This is a genomic window from Exiguobacterium sp. (genome assembly GCF_020832205.1).
Classification (GTDB): domain Bacteria; phylum Bacillota; class Bacilli; order Exiguobacteriales; family Exiguobacteriaceae; genus Exiguobacterium.
In genome coordinates this window covers 52,667-74,079 of record NZ_JAFIFD010000013.1, presented here as the reverse complement: position 1 = coordinate 74,079, position 21,413 = coordinate 52,667, and the positions used below count along the sequence as shown (strand labels likewise).

Below are 21,413 nucleotides of genomic sequence, written 5' to 3'. Positions count from 1 at the left end.
TAATTGGAAAATGAAGGGGAATATTACGTGAATCAAACAAAACTTATCCATAAGCACGAAAACTTGTATTTCGGCTTGCTCGTCGCCTCGAGCGTGATGACAATTCTTTTAGCCATCGTCTTGACGATCGCACCGCTCGGCTTCTTTTTAGTGATCATCGGCTTCATCGTGTCGTTTTCGATGTTCGCCCACTGGATTCAAATCGGCTATATCCGGACGAACGGGGTCAAAGTGACGGAACATCAATTCACTGATTTGTATGAGACGTATCAACGCGTCGGGCAAGGCATGGGCATCCGCCTATTGCCGGACGTCTACATCTTGCAAGCCGGGGGCATCTTGAACGCGTTTGCGACACGGTTCTTCCAAAAGAATATGATCATTTTGTATTCAGACATCGTCGAATTGTCACGGAACGGTCAAGTGAAAGAAGTCGAGTTCATTATCGCCCATGAACTGGCACATATCCGTCGCAACCATGTTCAAAAGCAATGGCTCGTCTTGCTCGGCAATGTCGTCCCGTTTCTCGGGGCGGCATACTCACGGGCTTGCGAATATACGTGCGACCGAATGGCGGCTCACTATATTCAAGACGAAACGGCAGCGAAACAGGCGCTTACCGTCCTCGCTGTCGGCGGCACGCTCGCCAAGGAAGTGAACGAGTTCGATTATTTACAAGAAGCGAGCCGCGAGAACGGCTTTATCGCCAAGTACAGCGAGCTCATTTCGACACACCCGACGTTACCGAAACGGATCGCCGCCATCGCTACGGCAGCCGGCGAAGTGAATGTGCCGGTATTCAAGACGGCCGGATACGTCAAAGCTTCGATCATCGGAACAATTGCCATGACGGTCGTGTTGAACGGGGCCCTCATCGCGTGGCTCGTCATGAGCGACGGGTTCACTAGCCTCGCCTCGCCGTCGTTTGGCGGAGGATTCGCCGGTACGATGTCGGAAGAGCCGCTCCAACAGTTGACGTATGACAACGCGGGTGCGGACGCGATCCGCAAAGAGTTGGCGAACGGGGCAGACGTCAACATGCAAGACAGTTATGGCGACACACCGCTTCATAACTTGTTATACAACGATGGAATGGATTATGAATCGTTGGTGCTGTTGCTCGAAAGCGGAGCCGATGTCACCATCGAGAACGACGACGGGATGACACCAATCGATGTGGCGAAAGATTGGAGCCATGAGTTTGGCATCGTCCAACTCCTTCGCTCGTATGAATGAACGATTGACTTAGCCTTTGAAAGCAAAGGGCTAAGTTTTTTTATGTGTTATTGCAAGCGTTTGCATAGACCGTGATATAATCAAGTCGGGAGGGATGACGGTGAATAGCATTCGAACGAAACTGACAGGGATGATCGCGTTGACGATCATTGTCCCAGTCATTTTAGCGACGATCGTTTCCTACTGGTACGTGAAAGACCGCGAGCGTGAACGCGGTCTCCAACTGACCGAGTGGTCGCTCGAGCGGGGGACGTTGCAGTTTGAACGATACATATCTGATTTGAGTCGTCTCCCGACGAGCTTGTATGCCAATCGGGACGTGCTCGACATTTTAGAGTACGGTCCCGGGTTGTCGCTCGAACAGACCGAACTTGAAGTCCGTCGGGCACTTCTCGGGATGTATTTATCCCGTGAGGATGTCGCGCAAATTCAATTGCTCATTCTCGAGGACATGGACTCGTTCGCGGCGTACAAAATGAAAGTGTCCCCGCGTTCGAAAAAAGAGCCGAGTGTCATTCAACAGCAATTATTGAAAAATGAGGAGAGCCGCGTCTTGCTAGAGGCATCACATCCGCTCGTCCCGTATCATGACTTCGGTCCGCTCGTCTCAGAAGAAGACGTCGTCACGCTCCACTTCCGTCTTGATAAAATCGAGACGGACAAGCCGCTCGCCATCCTGTCGATTGATATTCCGGAAGACATTTTTATCGGTCAGCTGGCGTCACTTCAAAACAACCCGGACGAGAGTCTATGGTTTGTCGGGGCGGGTGACCAAGTGTTCGCCCACCTCGGTGAGGAGGCGATACCGGACACGTTGGCGCCGACGTCGGTGTCGAGTGACGGAAAGCACCATCGGATCATCAAGTCGTTCGAGTTCGAGAATCAACACTTTTACGTCGGGAAATCGATTCCGGACCGCTTATTGACCGAACCGGCCTCACGGACGTCATTTATCATTTTTGTCGTCGGGGTCGTTTCGCTCATCTTGGCGCTCATCGGTGCTACGTACGCATCGATCCGTCTGACGACGCCGATCAAGACGCTCACATCAAACATTTGGCGGATCGAGCAAGGGGATATGACGGTCTCGTTTGATTCCCTCGGAAATGACGAGTTCGGGGTGCTCGGCCGTCAATTCAAACGAATGATCGAGCGAATTGATGACTTGATTCAACGGGAATATCGTCTCGCGCTTGAAAACCGCACGAACGAGCTGCGGGCACTCCAGGCGCAGACGAACCCTCATTTCTTGTTCAACGCCTTACAGTCGATCGGCACGCTCGCATTGAAAGGGGACGGCAAGACGGTGTATCGCTTGATCACCCAGCTCTCCTCGATGATGCGCTATACGATGCATCCGGATGAATCGATGGTGATGCTGAAAAAAGAAGTCGATCATTTGAACTCTTACGTTCGGTTGCAACACGTGCGCTTCCCTGACCAGTTCGTTGTCGAAGTGGATGTCCCAGAATCACTAACGAACTTGATCGTTCCGAAAATGATTTTGCAGCCGCTCGCGGAGAATTTTTTCAAGCACGGCTTTGAACGCGACGGGGCGTCGACGTCCAATCGCTTCACGCTTCGCATCCGTCAACATGGGGACCAACTCGTCATCCGTTGTGAGAACAGCGGCCGGCTCATCCCGCAGAATGAGTTGGAGGCGTTACAGGAACGGATTGAACAGTCGTCGGGTCCGTTAAATGGGGCGGAAGGCACCGGTTTAAAGAACATTCGGGATCGACTCATGTTAAACTATAATCGGGAGGCTGAATTTATGTTGGCTACACCAGAGACAGGCGGATTCCGCATCGTCATGCGCTTTCCGGCCGTTAAGGAGGCAGATGCGTCATGACAAAAGTATTGATTGTCGACGATGAGTCACCGGTACGGGAAGCGGTCAAGTTGCTCGGGGAATGGGAGCGGCTCGGCGTCACGAACGTGATGGAAGCGAGCGACGGAGAGGAAGCGAAAGCAATCATCGTCAAAGAACGTCCGGCACTCGTCTTATCAGATATTCAAATGCCGCGTTGCAACGGGATTGAGTTGATGGAATGGGTGCATCAAGAAGCAGAATCGACGAAACTGATCGTCTTGACCGGGTATGACGAATATTCATACATGCGGCGGGCGATTCAGCTCGGAAGTTTCGATTACTTGCTGAAGCCGATCGATCCGGACGTTTTGAACGATACGCTCGAACGCGCCCTCATCGATGTGCGTCCGACAGAGGACGACCCGATTTTACAAATCGGCGCCTATATCGAACGTCACTATGCGGAAGAACTGAGCCTGCAAGGAATGAGTGAGCGCTTTTATTTGAGTCGCGAATACATATCGCGGCGCTTCAAGCAGCAGTATGGCGTCAACTTATCAGAGTACTTGCTCTCGATTCGCATGCTCGAGGCCAAACGTCTCCTTGAGACGAGTAGACAACGTATTTACGAAGTCGCCCAAGCGGTTGGCTTTTCGGATGACAAGTACTTCCGGAAAGTCTTCAAAAAACAAATTGGTGTTACCCCGAATGAATATCGGGAACAATACCAACGACAACCTTAAAGGAGGAAATGAATCATGAGTGTACACATTGGGGCACAAGAAGGACAAATTGCAGAAACGGTATTACTTCCAGGAGATCCGCTTCGCGCGAAATACATCGCCGAGACGTTTCTAGAAGACGTTGAACTGTACAACGAAGTCCGCGGCATGTACGGTTTCACGGGCACATATAAAGGAAAGCGCATCTCTGTTCAAGGGACAGGAATGGGTGTCCCATCGATGTCGATTTACGTGAACGAGTTGATCATGTCATACGGCGCGAAAAACTTGATCCGTGTCGGGACGGCCGGCGGAATTCAAGAAGACGTCAAAGTTCGCGACGTCGTCATCGCAATGAGCGCGTCGAGTGAGATGGGACAAAACCGTGTCCGTTTTGACGGCATGGATTACGCACCGACTGCGACGTTCGACCTCCTACATCGCGCCTATATGAACGCAGAAAAAGCGGGGATCCCGGTGAAAGTCGGACAAATCTTCACAGCCGACCAATTCTATCAAGACGACTTCCACCACTTCAAGAAATGGGCGGACTTCGGTTGCCTCGCGATCGAAATGGAAGCGGCAGGGCTTTACACGCTTGCAGCAAAACATAAAGTCAACGCGTTGACGATTCTCACGATCTCGGACCACTTGTTGACAGGCGAAGAGACGACATCAGAAGAGCGTCAATCGACGTTCGACGAGATGATCCGTGTCGCTCTCGACACAGCGGTCGAAGTCACGAACTAAACATGTAAACTCCCTGCGAACAGTTCCGTTTGTAGGGAGTTTTTGTGTCGGTGTGCCGTGTCGTCTATACAAAATCGAGACGTCAAGCTAGACTGAAGCTGAAAACTTAGTCCATCGTGACTGAGCCGAGGAGTTGAACCGCTTGAACAAGACGTCTGCATTCGTCATCTATAGTATCGTCTTTTTTGCTTTTTTTGATTTGTTCGCCCAACTGCCCGTCATGAGCACGTTCGCCACTTCGGTCGGTGCGACGCCTTTCCTTGCCGGTGTGGTTATCGCCATCTACTCGTTATCGAACACGTTCGGTAACATTTTGTCTGGGGTGTGGACCGATAAGGCGGGCCCGTTTCATATTTTACTCGCCGGTCTCGTCTTGTCGAGTCTGAGTCTCTTGACGTATCACGTCGTCGAAACGCCGACGACATTACTCGTTGTACGGGTCGTCCACGGATTCGTCGCCGGCCTCATCGTTCCGGCCGCATTCACGCTATCGGCCAATTTGACCGCCGCCAATCGGCAAGGGAAGAAAGTCGCCCTCACGGGGAGTTTTGTTGGACTCGCTGCTATCCTCGGTCCGGCGTTTAGCGGAATCATGGCGAGCCGGACGTCGGTCCCGGTCGTGTTTTCGTTCGTCGCGTTTTATGGGTTGGCCGTTGCACTGCTCGCTTTAGTCGTTTTACGGCAGCTGCGTCTGACCGAAAAACGGATCGACACAGAGGAACACCCGGTTTCCGATGCGTTGCAACGCGACGTGTTGAAAGCGTACATCGGTGCATTTTTGCTCATGTTCTCGCAAGGTGCGCTCGCTTATTTATTGCCTCTGTACGTTCAAGCGCTCGGTTATGATTCTCGGTTGAGCGGCACACTGTTGAGCACGTTCGGGATTGTCGCCGTCCTCGTCTTTGTGTTACCGACGAACCGGGTATTCGATCGTATCGAACCGACGAAACTAGCCGCGCTCGGAATCACGATTCTCGGCGTGAGTCAGTTGCTCATCGGCACTTCTGACAGTGCCGGCGCGCTTTACAGTGTCCTCGCGTTTTATGGCGTCGGATTCGCCATCTTGTTCCCGGCCATCAATACGCTATTGATCAAAGCGACAAACCGCGCCAATCGCGGTAAGTCATACGGTTACTTCTATGCTTTCTTCTCTCTAGGGACGGTCGTCGGGTCGGCTTTTCTCGGCTGGCTCACGATTCCGTTAACGAATAAGTTCACTGTGACAGGGATTGTCTTGCTCGGGTCAGGAGTTGCGTTTTTCGCTTTCGCGCAGATGAGAAAGCGGTTGTTATCACCAAAGTCAGAGTGATATGAGGCGGTTGTTCACCTGTTCTGAGAAGGTTCAAAATGGTCGAGGGTGAGCCGAGAGTGATAAGATGGAGACAGCGTTATCAATCAAGGGGGGAACCTTCATGCTCGCACCAATCGAACAATTGACGATCGAGGAATTAGTTCAGAAGCAACGTCGTTTCTTCAAGACACAAGCGACGAAGTCGTTAGCTTTCCGTCTTAGCATGCTGACGTTTTTGAAAGAGTCGATTAAACATTACGAGGCGGAAATCATCGAGGCGTTGCAAACGGATTTGAACAAATCGGAACTCGACGCCTTCACGACCGAGATCGGCTTCGTATATGATGAGATCACGCGGACGAGCCGAGAGTTGAAACGGTGGATGCGCCCGAAACGAGTGAGAGGCGCGGCCATCCACTTAGGGACGAAGAGCGAGATCACGTATGAACCGTACGGCACGGTGTTGATTATCGCCCCATGGAATTATCCGTTCCAACTCGCGATGGCTCCGCTCATCGGAGCGATTGCAGCCGGCAACACGGCCGTCGTGAAGCCATCGGAACTCACGCCGAACGTGGCGCGTATGATCACGACCGTTCTCGAACGGGCGTTCACAGACCGTTACGTCGTCAGTATCGAAGGCGATAAAGACGTGGCGACGGCACTGCTCGCCGAAAAATGGGGGCATATTTTCTTCACCGGCTCGACCGGGGTCGGAAAAGTCGTCATGGAAGCGGCAGCGAAGCAGTTGACGCCGGTCACACTCGAACTCGGAGGGAAATCCCCGGCCATCGTCCATGAAGATGCCGCCATCGATGTGGCAGCGAAACGGATCGCCTGGGGCAAATGGATGAACGCCGGGCAGACATGTGTCGCACCGGACTATGTCCTCGTTCACGAATCGCGCCGGGACGAGTTTCTCGAGGCGGTCAAACGAGAGGCGTTCACGATGTTCGGCAACGGTGTCGGCACGAAACGGTTCACGCGCATTGTCAACACGACCCACTTCGACCGCCTAGCCGGTTATTTAGCGGAAGGGGACATTTTCTTTGGCGGTGAGACCGATCGTGACAACTTGAAGATCGCGCCGACCGTGATGACGGATGTTGATGAATCGGCGAACGTCATGAAAGACGAGATCTTCGGCCCGATCCTTCCTGTCTTGACGTATCGAGATTTGGACGAGGCGATCGAATTCGTATCGGCGCGTCCGCATCCGCTCGCCCTGTATCTGTTCACCGAGTCTAAGGCGGTCGAACAAAAGACGTTTAAACATCTCTCGTTCGGAGGCGGATGTGTCAATGACGTCCTCATGCATTTGACGAACCCGAACTTGCCGTTTGGCGGAGTCGGCGACAGTGGGATGGGTGCTTATCACGGACGCTACAGTTTCGAGACGTTCAGCCATGCCAAATCGATTTTACGAAATACGACGAAGTATGATTTGCCGATTCGTTATCCGAACTTCAAAGCAGCCGAGACGTTAATTCGTCTCGTTTATCGATAATTGTTGAGACTGTAGCTTAGCTGCAGTCTTTTTTTCTGGAAAAATAGAAGATTGTTTGAAATGTCACATACTTTTGTGATGAAACGTCCTCTTCTCCTGTATAATAAACCCATACAATGAACGTACGAGACATTCAAGTGAATGAACGATGGAGGGAGCAGGAAATGATGTCGACGAAATGTGGCACGACGCAACCGAACAGTTTTATCTTCTCAGATGAGACGAAACAGCTGTTGCTCGGGATGATGACGACGCAAGTTTATCCGAAAGCGAGCATCGTCTGTTGGGAAGGCGAGAAATGTGACAAGTTCTTTTATATAAAGAGTGGTTCGGTCAAATTTACAAAGATCACGAAAAAAGGCAATCCGCTCGTCATGTTCTTATTCGGGTCGGATGACTTCTTCGGAGAGTTCGACATCGTCGAATCCTATCCGAGCTCCTATAGCATTGAGACGACCGAGGAGAGTGTTATCGGGACCCTTTCAAAACAAGAACTTGAAACGCTCATGCAGCAGGATATCCGGTTCGCGGGTGAGATTATCCGTTGGACGTCGATGATGCGGAAACATTCGGAGATGAAAGTGCGTGACCTTCTCCTTTACGGGAAACCTGGCGCGCTCGCCTCGACGTTGCTCCGGATGGCTGCGATGCACGGTGTCGAAGAAGACGGGGCAATCGTCATTCCGAGACATCCGTCCGATGGTGAGCTCGGTCAACTGATCGGGGCCCCGCGGGAGACGGTCAATCGCTTGATGAGTCAATGGCGCAAAGATGGCGTCTTGACGACGTCTTCAAACACGATCGCAATCCATGACCTCGAGTTTCTAAAAGAACTATGCCACTGTGAAGGTTGCCCGGCTGGGATTTGCCGATTATAACTGGAGCTAAACCGTCTCTTCGGGAGGCGGTTTTTTGTATGGCTTCCTTTATGATTTGTGAACTTTATGTGTGTAAACTACGCAAAAATGATGTGATTGTCACTTTTGAAGTGATAAAAGTCACATATTAATGTTGGCTCAATCTCATACAATGAAGATGGAAATTACAGCGAAAGGGGTCTTTCACGTGGATAAGAACGGTGGACAAGAACCAGATTTGAAAGGAACATTTACATCGGTCATGATCGTCGCGGGTGTCATCATCGCCATGTGGTCATCGGTCTTTTATTTATTCGTCACACGATAACAAAAACGAAAGGAGTCGCTCACGTTGCATATTCATAAACTTGAAAAATATTGGTTAGTGTTTGGCATCATCTTATTGGCCGTGTTTTTGGCCGTCCTCGGCGTATCCGCGTTCGCAGCTGGCAACCAACCGGCGTCAGACGCCGACTTGGTCGACCCGGCGAAAGTACATCAGACGGCACCGTTCGATAACCCTGGTCTTCACAAAATCGGGGACAACGAGTATGAACTCGTCATGGTCGCCCAGGCGTTCACGTTCACGCCAGGTAATGTCGAGATTCCGAAAGGCGCAAAAGTGACGTTCCTCGTCACGTCACCTGACGTCGTTCACGGCTTTCAGCTCGTCGGTACGCCCGTCAACATGATGGTCGTCCCGGGACATATCAACTCGCTCACGTATACGTTCAAGGAAACGGGAGAGTTCTTGATCCTTTGCAATGAATACTGCGGTACGGGCCATCACATGATGGCGACTAAAATTAAGGTGGTGGAGTAAACATGAATGACGTCGCTTCAAAGTTGAAACAATGGGAAATGGAACGGGGCGTGCCCGTGCCGAGTATCGGTGTGAAAGAGGCTAGGCTCGCTTACGCCCACGTCGTCATCTCGGTGCTCGCCGTCTTGATTGGTGCTTTGGCAGGACTCATGCAGACGCTCATTCGGACAGGCATCATCCCGGAAGTGTTCGGCTACTATCAACTATTGACCGCCCATGGGATCATGCTCGGTCTCGTCTTCACGACGATGTTTATCATCGGTCTTCTTTATGCGTTGCTTGCCAAGTCGTTCGGTCGGTTCGAATCATTCCCGACACGCGTCGCTTGGCTCGGTTTCTGGATGATTATCGCCGGGGCCGTGCTCGTTACCATCATGGTGCTCGCCAATAAGGCGACGGTGCTATATACGTTTTACGCACCGCTCATGGCCGATCCGATCTTCTATGTCGGCCTCGTCCTCTTCGTCGTCGGTACATGGTTGTCAGCGTTCGCGATGTTCCGGATGTACGCCGACTACAAGCGGGAACATCCAGGGGTTCATCCGCCGCTTCCGGCCTACATGAGCATCATGACGATGCTCCTTTGGGTCATCGCCACACTCGGTGTCGCCGGGACGATTCTTTTCCAACTTCTCCCGCTCTCACTCGGGTGGAAAGATACGGTCGGGATCGAGTTGTCACGGACGCTCTTCTGGTACTTCGGCCACCCGCTCGTCTATTTTTGGCTCATGCCAGCCTATATCGTCTGGTATACGGTCGTGCCGAAAGTCATCGGCGGTAAGATTTTCTCGGACGCGCTCGCTCGGATGGCGTTCCTGTTGTTCTTGTTGTTCTCGTTCCCGGTCGGTTTCCACCACCAGTTGACGGAACCTGGCATCGACCCGTTTTGGAAGTTCGTCCAAGTCATCTTGACGTTCCTCGTCGTCATCCCGTCGTTCATGACGGCGTTCTCGCTGTTCGCGACGTTTGAACTGCGAGGTCGGGCGCTCGGTGCCCGTGGACTGTTCGGTTGGGTGAAAAAGATGCCTTACGGCGATGTTCGTTTCCTCGCACCTTTCGTCGGCATGTTGTTCTTCATCCCGGCCGGTGCCGGCGGAATCATCAATGCGTCGCACCAATTGAATGCGATGGTCCATAACACGCTTTGGGTCACCGGTCACTTCCACATCACGGTCGGTACGGCCGTCGCCTTGACGTTCTTCGGGACAGCATACTGGCTCGTGCCGGTGTTGCGTGGCCGTGTGCTCACGAAAGCGATGAACCGTCTCGGTTTGATCCAAGCAGGTACATGGGCGTTCGGAATGTCGATCATGTCGTACGCGATGCACATCTCCGGGCTCCAAGGGAACCCGCGTCGGACCGGTCCGGCGACGTACTTCTCGGACGCGCTCACACGCGAATGGATCCCGTACCATATGGCAATGGCAATCGGAGGGACGATCCTCTTGATCTCGGTGCTCATCTTCGTTTACTCGATGTTCAACCTGTCGTTCCTCGCGCCGAAAGGGGAAGAAGAGTTCCCGCTCGCCGAGACAGAAGAAGCTGCGATGGAGACACCGCGTTTCTTCGAGAACTGGAAGTTATGGATCACCGTGACGTTCGTCTTGATCGCGTTCGCGTATACGGTCCCGATTTGGCACTTGATTGAAAGTGCGCCGCCGGGAGCGCGCGGCTGGGTGCTCTGGTAAACTGAAGTCAGCCCTTGCGGCTGACTTTTTTTGTTAGGGAGAGATGAAAGGATGGAGACACTGAAAGAGACTCTTCGGGACGCGTACGCCAAGCGCCCGCCGGACCGACCGTATGTCGTGGCGATCGACGGATTGAGCGGTGCCGGGAAGACGACACTCGTCGAGCAGTTACAAGCCATTGCACCAAATGAGTTGGTGTTACATATCGACGACTTCATCGTCGAGCGGACACGGCGCTACGAGACCGGTGAGCCTGAGGCGGTGGAGTATTATGCGCTCCAATGGGACGTCGATCTGCTCGTGAAGATGTTGTTCGAACCGTTGTCACGTGGCGAAAGTCGTCTCACGCTGCCGTACTACGATCGTGACGAAGATCAGATTGTCACGAGAACAATCGAGGTTGCTGAAGACGCGCTCGTCCTTATCGAAGGAATCTTTTTATTGCGAGACGAGTGGCGTCCACATTTTGATTACGTCGTCTATCTCGACTGTCCTCGAGAGGTCCGATATAAGCGGGTATTGAATCGCGATACGTATATCGGGGACATGTCGGAGCGGCTTGCCAAATACGAGCGTCGCTATTGGCCGGGAGAAGCCCATTACTTGAAAGCGGTCAACCCGAAAGCTAAGGCCGATCACGTCGTTCGATTTGAGTGACGCATCCATTTACAGGTGGATGCGTTTTTGTTTTGGATGGTTTTGACAAATAGTTATTGACACCCAAGTGTATTACGGTAATAATACAGTCAGATAGTGTATTAGTCGCATCATACACTTAGAGAGGTGGCCTATGATCATTCAATTCAACACGAGAGCCCCCGTCTATATCCAAGTCGTCGATTACTTCAAAAAGAAGATGGCGTTAGGAGAACTACAGGCGGGCGAAGAGATGCCGTCGCGGCGAGAACTCGCGACCGAACTGAAAATCAATCCGAACACCGTCCAAAAGGCGTTCAAAGAGATGGAGGAACAACAATTGATTACGACCGAACGGAACCGTCCGAGCCGCGTGACGACGGATGAACACGTATTGACACGGATCCGCACCGAGCTCGTCGATGAGGCGATCGCCGTTTTCGTCGAATCGATTCAAGAACTCGACGTCACGATGGATGAACTCGTCGATAAAATTAAACAACAATACGGGGAGGGGAATCTCGATGATCGAAGTACTGGGAGTTAAAAAACGTTACCGCAAAAAACAAGTCATCGAAGACGTGTCGTTCACGGCAAATAAAGGTGAGATCACGTGCCTGATCGGCTTGAACGGGACCGGGAAATCGACGATTTTAAAAGGCATCATGGGACTGACCCCGTTCGATCGCGGCACGGTACTGATTGATGGCAAGCCGCTCGATTTGAATCGCGTCGCGTTCGTACCGGACCATTCGACGTTCCCGATCCATTTCACGATCGAGCAGTGCGAGGCGTTCATGCGCGATTTTTATCCGAAGTTCGATTCAAAACTATTCGCCCGTCTCGTCGACGAGTTCAAGCTGTTCCCAGAGGACAAGTTGAACGAGCTGTCGAAAGGGACGCTCGCGAAAGTGAACTTGGCGCTCGGCATCGCGCAAGACCCGGACTACTTATTGCTCGACGAACCGTTCTCCGGCATCGACGTGTTCTCGAAAGAACAGATCGTCCAATTATTTTCCAGTGATGTGATGGAAAACCGGGGTGTGTTGATCACGACGCACGAGATAGAAGACATCGAATACTTGGTCGACAAGGCCGTCATGTTGAATCGGGGACGAATCGTCCGTGAGTTCGACGTCGAGGACGTCCGCTTCATCCATGGGAAATCGATTGTCGACGTCATGAGAGAGGAGTACGGGGCATGAACGTGTTGAAACTGATCAGTTGGGAGCTTGATCGCGTAAAAAAATCCTATTTGATATTAGTTGGTATACTGTTGCTGCTGCAATTCGGCTGGCTAGGTGCTTTCTTATGGAGGCAGACTGCTACATATGAACAGATGAGACTAGAAGGTATGACGGGTTATACGGTCTCGTTCCTACATTACCTCGGGAGCACTGTGTTTACTCTTTCGGTTGGTGTCGCAATCGTCGCGATGATTTTTTTCAGCGTATGGATTTGGTATCGCGATTTCCAAGGGCGCGGCACGTTTATGATGCGGCTGTTGACGATACCGACGGGGAGAATGGAGCTGTTTGTTGCGAAGTTTGTGACGGTCATGATGCTCATTTTAGGCTTGTTCGCGATTCAATGGATGGCACTGCTTTTGCAATATCAACTGTTCACTGCTTGGCTGAACGCCAAAATGATTCCGCTTCAAGGATCGTTCGAGATGGCGATACAATTCGATTATCTTGCCATCATGTATCCAGAGAGCGGATTTAACTTCCTCGTGCATCAGGTGCTAATCGGATTTGTCGTGCTCGCACTCTTCACGTTCGTTTTAGTGGAGCGGGGTCTATGGCAACGGACGCTTTGGTCACCGCTCTTGGCGATTTGTGTAGTGAGCGGTTTGCTCGCGTTGCCGACTTTTCTGATTATTTATTTTGATCGCTATTTGTTTATGGATGAACAGATTGGACTGTTCGGTTTAGCCTTGATCGGGATGGTCTTCGGGCTGACGTTGCTAAGCCGTCGCTTCCTTTCAAAAAAAATGAGTGTGTGAGGTGAATCGCATGAAACGAATGGTGAACGTGGTCGCCTTAGGTGTGATTATTACGGCAGGGCTCGCCACATATGCCGTCAGCGGGACAGAAAGTGGGACGGATTGGTCACTCCAAGTCGAATCCAATAAAAAAGTGTGGGAAAATCGTATCGTTCGAGTCGCTAAAGATCAGCCTTATACGCAGATCAATGTGACATTGAATGGGAGCACCTCCTCGCATAAGGGAAGTTACTTCGAGCAGCTCCTCGATTTTCGAACGAATTTCGGGGAAGACTCTCGATCGTTCAAACGAGCGCTGAAACAGTTGGATTATGCGCAACGCATTTGGACGACGGATGGGGAGATGGCGATCGGCCAAAAAGATCGTGATACGTTAGTGTTGCTCAAATCAAAAGACGGTAAGGAAGTAGACGTTACCGAGTTTAAACAGGCACGAGAGATATTAGAAAGTGGTTGGAAGGGCTTCTATGTTTATGACGGTAAAGTCCACCTGCTATACGATCAAAACTATGAAACGACGAACCATCACGTGGCGACGTTCGATGAATCGACGAAGACGTTCGTCACGCAAAAGGTTGATCGGTCCAAGACGTTGATCGGAGGAGTCGTGGGGGCGGAATGGTCATGGTATCCGTCTGCGTATCAAGGTCAAGTGGCGACGGACAACCGCTATATTCCGATTCGGGCGACGGCACTTGAGACGTTGCAAGAAGATACGGGTGAGGAGTATACGTCAGAAATGGATTTACCGGGATTATTTGTCTATGATGCCAAAGAAAACAAAGTAGTGACAGTGAACCAATCGGAAGAATTGCAAGGTATGCTGTTCAAAGGTCAGGAGTATCGTGCGATTCGATCGGACAGAACGGAATTGATTATTGATTTGAACTCGTTAGAGCAGACGACTCGCCAAGTCATTCAAGGTACAGTCGGGTCAATCACTTATATCGATCAGTTAATCTATCATGTCCTTCCAACGACAGAAGGGGCAATGTTAGAAGTATACGATGAAGAGGACATGGTGTCGCGTGCTTCCATAAAAGCTGAGGGAGTCAGCGGACAGACGGCGAATCAACAGTACTATGTTTACTAATACAAAAACGGAGAGGCAGCTGCCTCTCCGTTTATTTTAATGGTTTCGGGACGATGATCCCTTCTTCTAAATCGAGCAACAAGTCGATCAGCTCCGCGCAAAACTCTGGGAACTGGTCGAGAAACGCCCCGGGACCGACTTCATCGGTGAAGTCGACATATAAGTCCGAGACATTGCCGGCCATTTTCGCCGGGAGGGCGAGAAACGCCGACCCGAAACGCCAGCTGCCGCGGATATCGAGTAGTTTCCCGAGCATCACATCGCCTGGCTCCCGTACTTCTGGGAGAGTGACGATATACGTCTCTTTCGTCTCCCAGTCACGCAGTCCATCCTCAGTCACTTCAAAGACGGAACAACGCGGGACGGCGAGACCGCGAAGCGCATGATAGAGTGCCGGCGACATGTCCGCCTTATGGTCCGCCAAGTAGCGGCCGTGCGGTGTCATTCCGTCCTCATCCGTCTCAAAGAAGACGGCCCAGTCGATGAACAGGTCACGGAACAGCTCGGCGTCTTTTAAGTGCCATGTGCCTTCCGAGGCGATTTCTTGAATGTAGTTCGTCCACTGCGTGCTTCGTGCGAGTGCCGCTTGCTCATACAATTTCTTCAGCTCGGCCAGCAATTCGGACTCTTCCACGAGCAACGGGAATGGAATCACTTTCCGGTCTTTTTTCATCGGCGCGGTCCTCGCTTGTTCGCGGGACGTTTGACGACCGGGGGTTTATCTTCGATTCGCTTCTCAATGACATCGCCACGGTAAATTTCGAGCTCTTTCAATTCGACACCGAGTTGACGGGCGAATGATTTCAAATGTTTCAAGTCCTCATCGGTCACGAGTGAGAGGACGGTACCGGCCGCATTCCCGCGTGCCGTCCGACCCGAACGGTGGATGAAGTCGTCAATCGACTCCGGCAAATCAAAGTGGACGACGTGCGTCACTTCTTCGATGTCGAGGCCGCGAGCGGCAAGGCCGGTCGTGATGAGGAGCGGATACTCGCCTTTGCGGAATTCACGGAGCGTCTCGACACGCTCGCGTTTTCCTTTCAAGCTGTCGAGCATGCGATAGTTCACGTTCATCTTCTCGAGCTCACCTTTTAATGGCGGTAAGAACGAGCGGTTGTTGATGAAAGCGAGCGCTTTGACACCGTCGACGTGAGACAGGCGGCGAAGCAATTCTGGCTTATAGCGGCGTGTCGTCAACATATAGCCATACGTCACTTGAGCACTTACTGCGCGTTCGATCTTGATGTGGACCGGCTCTGGTAAGAACGGGGCAGCCCATGCTTGGAGCGTATCCGTCAACGTCGCCGATACGAGGGCGATTTGACGATCCGATGCCGTATGCTTGATGATCCGTTCGGCCGCTTCTGTCAAACCGCTGTCGATGATTTGATCGGCTTCATCGATCACGATCGTATGCGTCTCGTGTAGTTTTAACTTTTTCTTATCGATCAATTCGACGAGACGACCCGGCGTGCCAACGATCAAATGAGGTTTTTTCTTTAAGCGGTCGATTTGGCGCTTCAGTTCGACGCCACCGATGAACGAGGCGATCCGAACGTCACCTTTCTCGGTGAAACGTTGTGCCACCGTCTGGATTTGCATGACGAGTTCACGTGTCGGCGCGACGATGACGACTTGAATCCGGTCGTTCGAGGCGTCGATTTTTTCGATAGCGGGTAAAAGGTAAGCGAGTGTTTTACCCGTTCCTGTCGGCGCTTCGATCGTGACGTCTTTTCCTTCTAATAGGGGCGGGAACGCTTCCGCCTGGACCGGCATCGGTTCCGTAAAGCCAAGGCGTTGCCAAGCTTCGTTAATAAATGGTTTTGTAAAGTTCATATCAGTTCTCCTTATCATTGGGCAAAAACAAAGGAAGCATAAGCGCTCCCTGTCTCAAATATAACGAACATGTTCAGTATCACCGTCGAACGAGGAGCGAAGCGTTTGTGTGTACGTCTGGCCGTCTTCGAGGAGTTTGATGTGCACATCGACCCCGTCAGCCGTTCGATCCACACCTTCGATTGTGAATCCTTGATAGACGCGGTACTGTAATTCTGAAACGAGTTGCTCATACGGTTTCAATTCTGGGTGCGCCGCCACTACGACGATAGGACGGGAAATCAATGCCACGAGCAAGTGATCGCGGTAATCGATGAAATCCTCGTTCTCGATGTCGTCATCAAAGCGAATCCAAAATCCTGCGTCTTCAAATTCTGTGATAAAACCGTCACGTTGCTCGCCGGCTGCCTCCACTTTGAGAGAGACACGGTCTCCGGTCTTCAAGTCGTGCTCGGTAGTCAATGGTTCATACGTCATGGGAAGAACCCCTTCCTCTTCTACAATGTTCTGCCTTCATTGTGTCCGATAACGGTCAAAAATTCAAGTTCTATCCCTGTACTGTGAGTTACATCACTATAAAAACTGTGTAAATCGTCACAGAACGATAAAAATGATACAGATTACAGAAAAATGATGGTCTATAAGCCTTGAGCTGTTTCATATCTATGTTAATTTAAAGTATAACAGTAATTAAAGCGCTTACAAGAAAGGCGATATACCAACGTTCATAAGATTGTTACAACTTTCACAAGAATGTAAAACATAATGTTCACGTTTTCACGTACACTCATATTATAGAAAGCAGGCAGTTATCTCAACTTATGAGGAGTGACCCACAATGGCAACCGAAATTAAATCAGCCTGGTCAGGATTTGTACCTGGGCAGTGGACGAATGAAGTGAACGTCGGTGAGTTTATTCGTTTGAACCGACACGAGTATACAGGAGACGACGCGTTCTTGGTCGGACCGACAGAGGCGACGAATCGCCTTTGGGGACATGTGATGGAACTGACAAAACAAGAGCGGGAGCGTGGCGGCGTATGGGACGTTGATCAACACACGCCATCGACGATCATTTCACACGGGCCAGGATACTTAGACAAAGAACTTGAAAAAGTTGTCGGTGTCCAGACGGATGAACCGTTCAAACGTTCGATTCACCCGAACGGCGGGATTCGCATGGTCGATGCTGCGCTCGAGTCGTACGGTTTTGAACCGGACAAAGAGATCACGAAGATTTATTCGGATATTCGGAAGACGCACAACCAAGGTGTGTTCGATGCGTATACGCCTGAAATGCGTGCTGCACGTAAGTCAGGGATCATCACAGGTCTTCCGGACGCTTATGGCCGGGGTCGCATCATCGGTGACTATCGCCGCGTGGCACTCTATGGAATCGACTTCTTGATCGCTGAGCGTAAAAAAGACTTGGCCAACCGAGGCGGCTTCTTATCAGAATCAGATATTCGCGACCGCGAAGAGATGTCTGAACAGCTCCGTGCCCTGCAAGAGTTGAAACAACTTGGCGCGGCATACGGGTTCGATCTCGGTCGTCCGGCGGAGAACACGCAAGAAGCCTATCAGTGGGTGTATCTCGCTTACCTTGCTGCTGTCAAAGAGCAAAACGGGGCAGCGATGTCACTCGGACGTGTCTCGACGTTCCTCGACGTGTACGCGGAGCGGGATATCGAAGCGGGTCGTTTGACAGAATCAGACGTCCAAGAGATCGTCGACCACTTCATCATGAAACTCCGTATCGTCAAATTCTTACGGACACCTGACTATAACGAATTGTTCTCTGGTGACCCGACTTGGGTGACAGAATCAATCGGCGGCATGAGTGAAGACGGCCGCTCGAACGTGACGAAGAGTTCGTTCCGTTTCCTTCACTCGCTCACAAACCTCGGACCGGCACCAGAACCGAACTTGACGGTGCTCTGGTCGACGAAGTTACCGGAAGGATTCAAACAGTATTGCGCGAAGATGTCGATTGAGACGTCAGCGATCCAATATGAAAATGATGACCTCATGCTCCCTGAATTCGGCGACGATTACGGCATCGCCTGCTGTGTGTCACCGATGAAAATCGGCAAACAAATGCAGTTCTTCGGTGCCCGTGCCAACATGGCGAAAGCACTCCTCTACAGCATGAACGGTGGCCGCGATGAGAAGAGCGGCGAGCAAATCGCACCGGCTTGGGAGATGAACACAGAAGACGTGCTCACGTATGAAAAAGTATACGCCGACTTCGACCGGACGCTCGACTGGCTCGCAGAACTTTACGTCAACACGCTCAACGTCATCCACTTCATGCATGACAAATACGCGTACGAACGCATCGAGATGGCGCTTCACGACCCAGAAATCTTGCGGACGATGGCATGCGGAATCGCTGGCCTCTCGGTCACAGCGGATAGTCTCTCGGCCATCAAGTACGCGACAGTCAAGCCGGTTCGTAACGAAGCTGGCATCGCCGTCGACTTTGAAACGGAAGGCGATTTCCCGAAATTCGGAAACAATGACGACCGCGTCGACGCGATTGCCGTCGAACTCGTTGAGTCGTTCATGGAAAAAGTCCGGAAGCACAAAACATACCGTGACGCGCTTCATACGCAATCGGTCTTGACGATCACGTCGAACGTCGTCTACGGCAAGAAAACGGGTAACACACCGGACGGTCGTCGTTCCGGCGAACCGTTCGCACCAGGTGCGAACCCGATGCACGGCCGCGATACGAAAGGTGCGGCAGCCTCGCTCTCATCAGTCGCGAAGCTTCCGTTCGAACATGCGCAAGACGGCATCTCTTACACGTTCTCGATCGTGCCGAAAGCACTCGGGAAAGAAGACGTCGCTCGTGAACTCAACTTGGCTGCTCTTCTTGACGGCTATATGGGCGGCGAGCATAAAGGACATCACTTAAACGTTAACGTCTTCAACCGTGAGACGTTGCTCGATGCGATGGAACATCCGGAAGAATATCCACAGCTCACGATCCGCGTTTCAGGCTACGCCGTCAACTTCATCAAGTTGACACGCGAGCAACAGATCGACGTCATCAACCGTACGTTCCACGGTTCACTGTAAGCAGTTAAGGCTTGGCGGCCTTCATCTGAAGGCCGCTCATTCGTTAGGAGGTCATTTCGATGACAATGGGATATGTACACTCGGTCGAATCGTTTGGAACCGTTGACGGCCCGGGAATTCGTTTTATCGTCTTTTTGCAAGGTTGTGCGCTCCGCTGTTTGTATTGCCACAACGCTGATACGTGGGATTTTAAAAAGAATAACCATCGTTCGGCCGAGGACGTCATTCAAGAAGCGCTCAGCTATCGTCCGTTCATGGAGGCGTCAAAAGGCGGCATCACGATTTCAGGGGGCGACCCGCTCGCACAGCCAGAGTTTTTAGAAGCGCTGTTACGTGAAGCGAAAAAACACGGTCTCCACACGACGCTCGATACGTCGGGTGCCCTGCGTCCTCCTAACTTGGATGCGATTTTAGACCATACCGACCTCGTGTTGCTCGATATTAAACATATCGATGATGACATGTGCAAGAAACTGACAGGACGGAGCAACGTCAACACGCTCGCGCTTGCCGAACATCTGTCCGAGCGCGGAACAAAAATGTGGATTCGCCACGTCCTTGTCCCCGAATGGACGCTCGACGAAGGGGCGCTTCGGCGCACGGCAGCGTTCATTCAAAAACTCGATCACGTCGAGAAAGTCGAGATTTTACCGTATCACGAGATGGGTGTCTACAAGTGGGAGGCGCTCGGTCTCGACTATCCGTTAAAAGGAATCAAACCACCGACGACGGAAGAAGTCGAGTGGGCAGAAGGAATCTTGCAAGGTACAGTCTAACAAAACTGCGCAGTCCCAAGGGGGCTGCGCAGTTTTGTCATAGATGTTTATCGCTCACGTGTCGGCGGATGGCGTCTTCATCGAGCGGACGCTTGGCGACTCCCGTCTCGACGGCGGCTCTCGCGACAGCAACAGCGACGGCGGGAGCGACCCGTTCATCGAACGGGCTCGGGATGACGATCCCGCTCGCTAAATCTTCATCGGTCAACAAGTCGGCGATCGCATGGACGGCCGCTTCTTTCATTTCTTCATTGATTTCCGTCGCGCGCACGTCGAGCGCACCGCGGAATATACCAGGGAAGGCGAGGACGTTGTTCACTTGGTTCGGAAAATCAGAGCGTCCTGTCGCGACGACACGGGCGCCTGCATCCGTCGCGAGGTCCGGCATGATCTCCGGGATCGGGTTCGCGAGGGCGAAGATGATCGGCTCTGTCGCCATCGAGCGCACCATATGTTCCGTGACGGCACCGGCCGCTGAGACACCGATGAAGACGTCGGCGCCCTCGAGGACGTCGGCGAGGGTACCGACATGGAGTTTCCGGTTCGTCGCTAGTGCGATTTGGTCTTTGAACGGATTCATTCCTTCGATGCGTCCTTCGTAAATCGCACCTTTCGTGTCACAGATGACGAGGTCTTCGACGCCAAAGCGCTTCAACAGCTTGGCGATGGCAATCCCGGCGGCGCCGGCGCCGTTCATGACGACACGGAGTTCAGGCATCGTTTTATCCGTCAATCGTAACGCGTTGACGAGCCCGGCCAAGACGACGATGGCCGTTCCGTGCTGATCGTCATGAAAGACCGGAATCGGGAGTGTCTGTTTCAAACGGGCCTCGATCTCAAAACATTCAGGTGCTTTAATATCCTCTAGATTGACGGCACCGAACGTCGGTGCGAGCAGTTCGACCGTCCGGACAATCTCGTCGACGTCGTGCGTATCGAGACAAATCGGGAACGCGTCGACTCCGGCAAAACTTTTGAACAAGACGGCTTTTCCTTCCATGACCGGGAGGGCGGCCTCTGGTCCGATGTTACCAAGGCCGAGTACGGCGCTTCCGTCCGATACGACGGCGACGGTGTTGGCGCGGAGCGTATAGTCGTAAGACAGTTCTTTATTTTCAGCGATGCGGCGACAAGGCTCGGCTACCCCTGGTGAGTAGGCGAGACTGAGTGCTTCTTTCGAGTCGACGTCGACTTTCGGTGTCGTTTCTAATTTACCGTGGTGCAAAGCGTGCATCTCAAGTGCGCGTTCGTTCAATGTTTTCATAAGTCTCTCCCTATGTCCAAGCGAATTTTTA

General features: G+C 52.0%; 21 protein-coding genes. 17 read left to right on the top strand and 4 right to left on the bottom strand.

Annotated elements, in window-relative coordinates; genetic code table 11:
- Positions 1-27 precede the first annotated feature (27 nt).
- From JJU47_RS02540 to JJU47_RS02470, 15 genes are all read left to right on the top strand, one after another.
- A complete protein-coding gene (locus JJU47_RS02540; RefSeq protein ID WP_228615970.1) occupies positions 28-1,236 on the top strand; it encodes a M48 family metallopeptidase in 1,209 nt (402 codons plus the stop codon).
- 94 nt (positions 1,237-1,330) lie between these two features.
- Entirely contained in the window at positions 1,331-3,088 is a 1,758-nt protein-coding gene (locus JJU47_RS02535; RefSeq protein ID WP_228615969.1) for a sensor histidine kinase, read from the top strand.
- Positions 3,085-3,792, top strand: coding sequence for a response regulator transcription factor (locus JJU47_RS02530; protein ID WP_228615968.1), 708 nt, complete (start codon positions 3,085-3,087; stop codon positions 3,790-3,792). The genes JJU47_RS02535 and JJU47_RS02530 overlap by 4 nt, the downstream gene beginning before the upstream one ends.
- A gap of 15 nt (positions 3,793-3,807) precedes the next feature.
- The gene (gene deoD, locus JJU47_RS02525) at positions 3,808-4,521 is read left to right on the top strand and encodes a purine-nucleoside phosphorylase (RefSeq protein ID WP_024371664.1); all 714 of its coding nucleotides are present in this window, start codon (positions 3,808-3,810) and stop codon (positions 4,519-4,521) included.
- 142 nt (positions 4,522-4,663) lie between these two features.
- Positions 4,664-5,830, top strand: coding sequence for an MFS transporter (locus JJU47_RS02520; protein WP_228615967.1), 1,167 nt, complete (start codon positions 4,664-4,666; stop codon positions 5,828-5,830).
- Between the two features lie 103 nt (positions 5,831-5,933).
- A complete protein-coding gene (locus JJU47_RS02515) occupies positions 5,934-7,319 on the top strand; it encodes an aldehyde dehydrogenase (RefSeq protein ID WP_228615966.1) in 1,386 nt (461 codons plus the stop codon).
- Positions 7,320-7,483: 164 nt separating this feature from the next.
- Entirely contained in the window at positions 7,484-8,197 is a 714-nt protein-coding gene (locus tag JJU47_RS02510; protein ID WP_228615965.1) for a Crp/Fnr family transcriptional regulator, read from the top strand.
- 187 nt (positions 8,198-8,384) lie between these two features.
- Positions 8,385-8,504 carry a cytochrome c oxidase subunit 2A gene (locus JJU47_RS02505; RefSeq protein WP_228615964.1) on the top strand — a complete coding sequence of 40 codons (120 nt, stop codon included), beginning with the start codon at positions 8,385-8,387 and terminating at the stop codon, positions 8,502-8,504.
- A 24-nt stretch (positions 8,505-8,528) separates the two neighbouring features.
- On the top strand, positions 8,529-8,999 hold the full coding sequence (locus JJU47_RS02500; protein WP_228615963.1) for a cytochrome c oxidase subunit II: 471 nt from the start codon (positions 8,529-8,531) through the stop codon (positions 8,997-8,999).
- A gap of 2 nt (positions 9,000-9,001) precedes the next feature.
- Positions 9,002-10,687, top strand: coding sequence for a b(o/a)3-type cytochrome-c oxidase subunit 1 (locus tag JJU47_RS02495; RefSeq protein WP_228615962.1), 1,686 nt, complete (start codon positions 9,002-9,004; stop codon positions 10,685-10,687).
- A 51-nt stretch (positions 10,688-10,738) separates the two neighbouring features.
- Positions 10,739-11,344 carry a kinase gene (locus JJU47_RS02490; protein WP_228615961.1) on the top strand — a complete coding sequence of 202 codons (606 nt, stop codon included), beginning with the start codon at positions 10,739-10,741 and terminating at the stop codon, positions 11,342-11,344.
- Between the two features lie 133 nt (positions 11,345-11,477).
- Positions 11,478-11,870 carry a GntR family transcriptional regulator gene (locus JJU47_RS02485; protein WP_228615960.1) on the top strand — a complete coding sequence of 131 codons (393 nt, stop codon included), beginning with the start codon at positions 11,478-11,480 and terminating at the stop codon, positions 11,868-11,870.
- On the top strand, positions 11,848-12,528 hold the full coding sequence (locus tag JJU47_RS02480) for an ABC transporter ATP-binding protein (RefSeq protein WP_228615959.1): 681 nt from the start codon (positions 11,848-11,850) through the stop codon (positions 12,526-12,528). The genes JJU47_RS02485 and JJU47_RS02480 overlap by 23 nt, the downstream gene beginning before the upstream one ends.
- Positions 12,525-13,328, top strand: a complete 804-nt coding sequence (locus tag JJU47_RS02475; protein ID WP_228615958.1) for a hypothetical protein — start codon at positions 12,525-12,527, stop codon at positions 13,326-13,328. The genes JJU47_RS02480 and JJU47_RS02475 overlap by 4 nt, the downstream gene beginning before the upstream one ends.
- A 10-nt stretch (positions 13,329-13,338) precedes the next feature.
- Positions 13,339-14,421, top strand: a complete 1,083-nt coding sequence (locus JJU47_RS02470; protein WP_228615957.1) for a hypothetical protein — start codon at positions 13,339-13,341, stop codon at positions 14,419-14,421.
- Between the two features lie 31 nt (positions 14,422-14,452).
- Here the strand turns inward: JJU47_RS02470 and JJU47_RS02465 are convergent, their stop codons facing one another.
- From JJU47_RS02465 to JJU47_RS02455, 3 genes are read right to left on the bottom strand one after another with little or no spacing between them, the layout of a single operon-like run.
- Positions 14,453-15,094 carry a hypothetical protein gene (locus JJU47_RS02465; protein WP_228615956.1) on the bottom strand — a complete coding sequence of 214 codons (642 nt, stop codon included), beginning with the start codon at positions 15,092-15,094 and terminating at the stop codon, positions 14,453-14,455.
- Positions 15,091-16,257, bottom strand: coding sequence for a DEAD/DEAH box helicase (locus JJU47_RS02460; RefSeq protein WP_228615955.1), 1,167 nt, complete (start codon positions 16,255-16,257; stop codon positions 15,091-15,093). Before JJU47_RS02460 ends, JJU47_RS02465 begins: the two co-directional genes overlap by 4 nt.
- Positions 16,258-16,311: 54 nt before the next feature.
- On the bottom strand, positions 16,312-16,734 hold the full coding sequence (locus JJU47_RS02455; protein ID WP_228615954.1) for a hypothetical protein: 423 nt from the start codon (positions 16,732-16,734) through the stop codon (positions 16,312-16,314).
- A gap of 361 nt (positions 16,735-17,095) precedes the next feature.
- Here JJU47_RS02455 and pflB point away from each other — a divergent pair, with 361 nt between their 5' ends.
- Together pflB and pflA are read left to right on the top strand one after the other, a co-directional pair.
- Positions 17,096-19,342, top strand: a complete 2,247-nt coding sequence (pflB, locus tag JJU47_RS02450) for a formate C-acetyltransferase (protein ID WP_228615953.1) — start codon at positions 17,096-17,098, stop codon at positions 19,340-19,342.
- A gap of 59 nt (positions 19,343-19,401) precedes the next feature.
- Positions 19,402-20,118, top strand: coding sequence for a pyruvate formate-lyase-activating protein (pflA, locus tag JJU47_RS02445; RefSeq protein ID WP_021067805.1), 717 nt, complete (start codon positions 19,402-19,404; stop codon positions 20,116-20,118).
- A 37-nt stretch (positions 20,119-20,155) separates the two neighbouring features.
- On the opposite strand, the gene JJU47_RS02440 is transcribed toward pflA, so the two are convergent.
- Entirely contained in the window at positions 20,156-21,382 is a 1,227-nt protein-coding gene (locus JJU47_RS02440) for an NAD(P)-dependent malic enzyme (protein WP_228615952.1), read from the bottom strand.
- Positions 21,383-21,413: the final 31 nt, after the last annotated feature.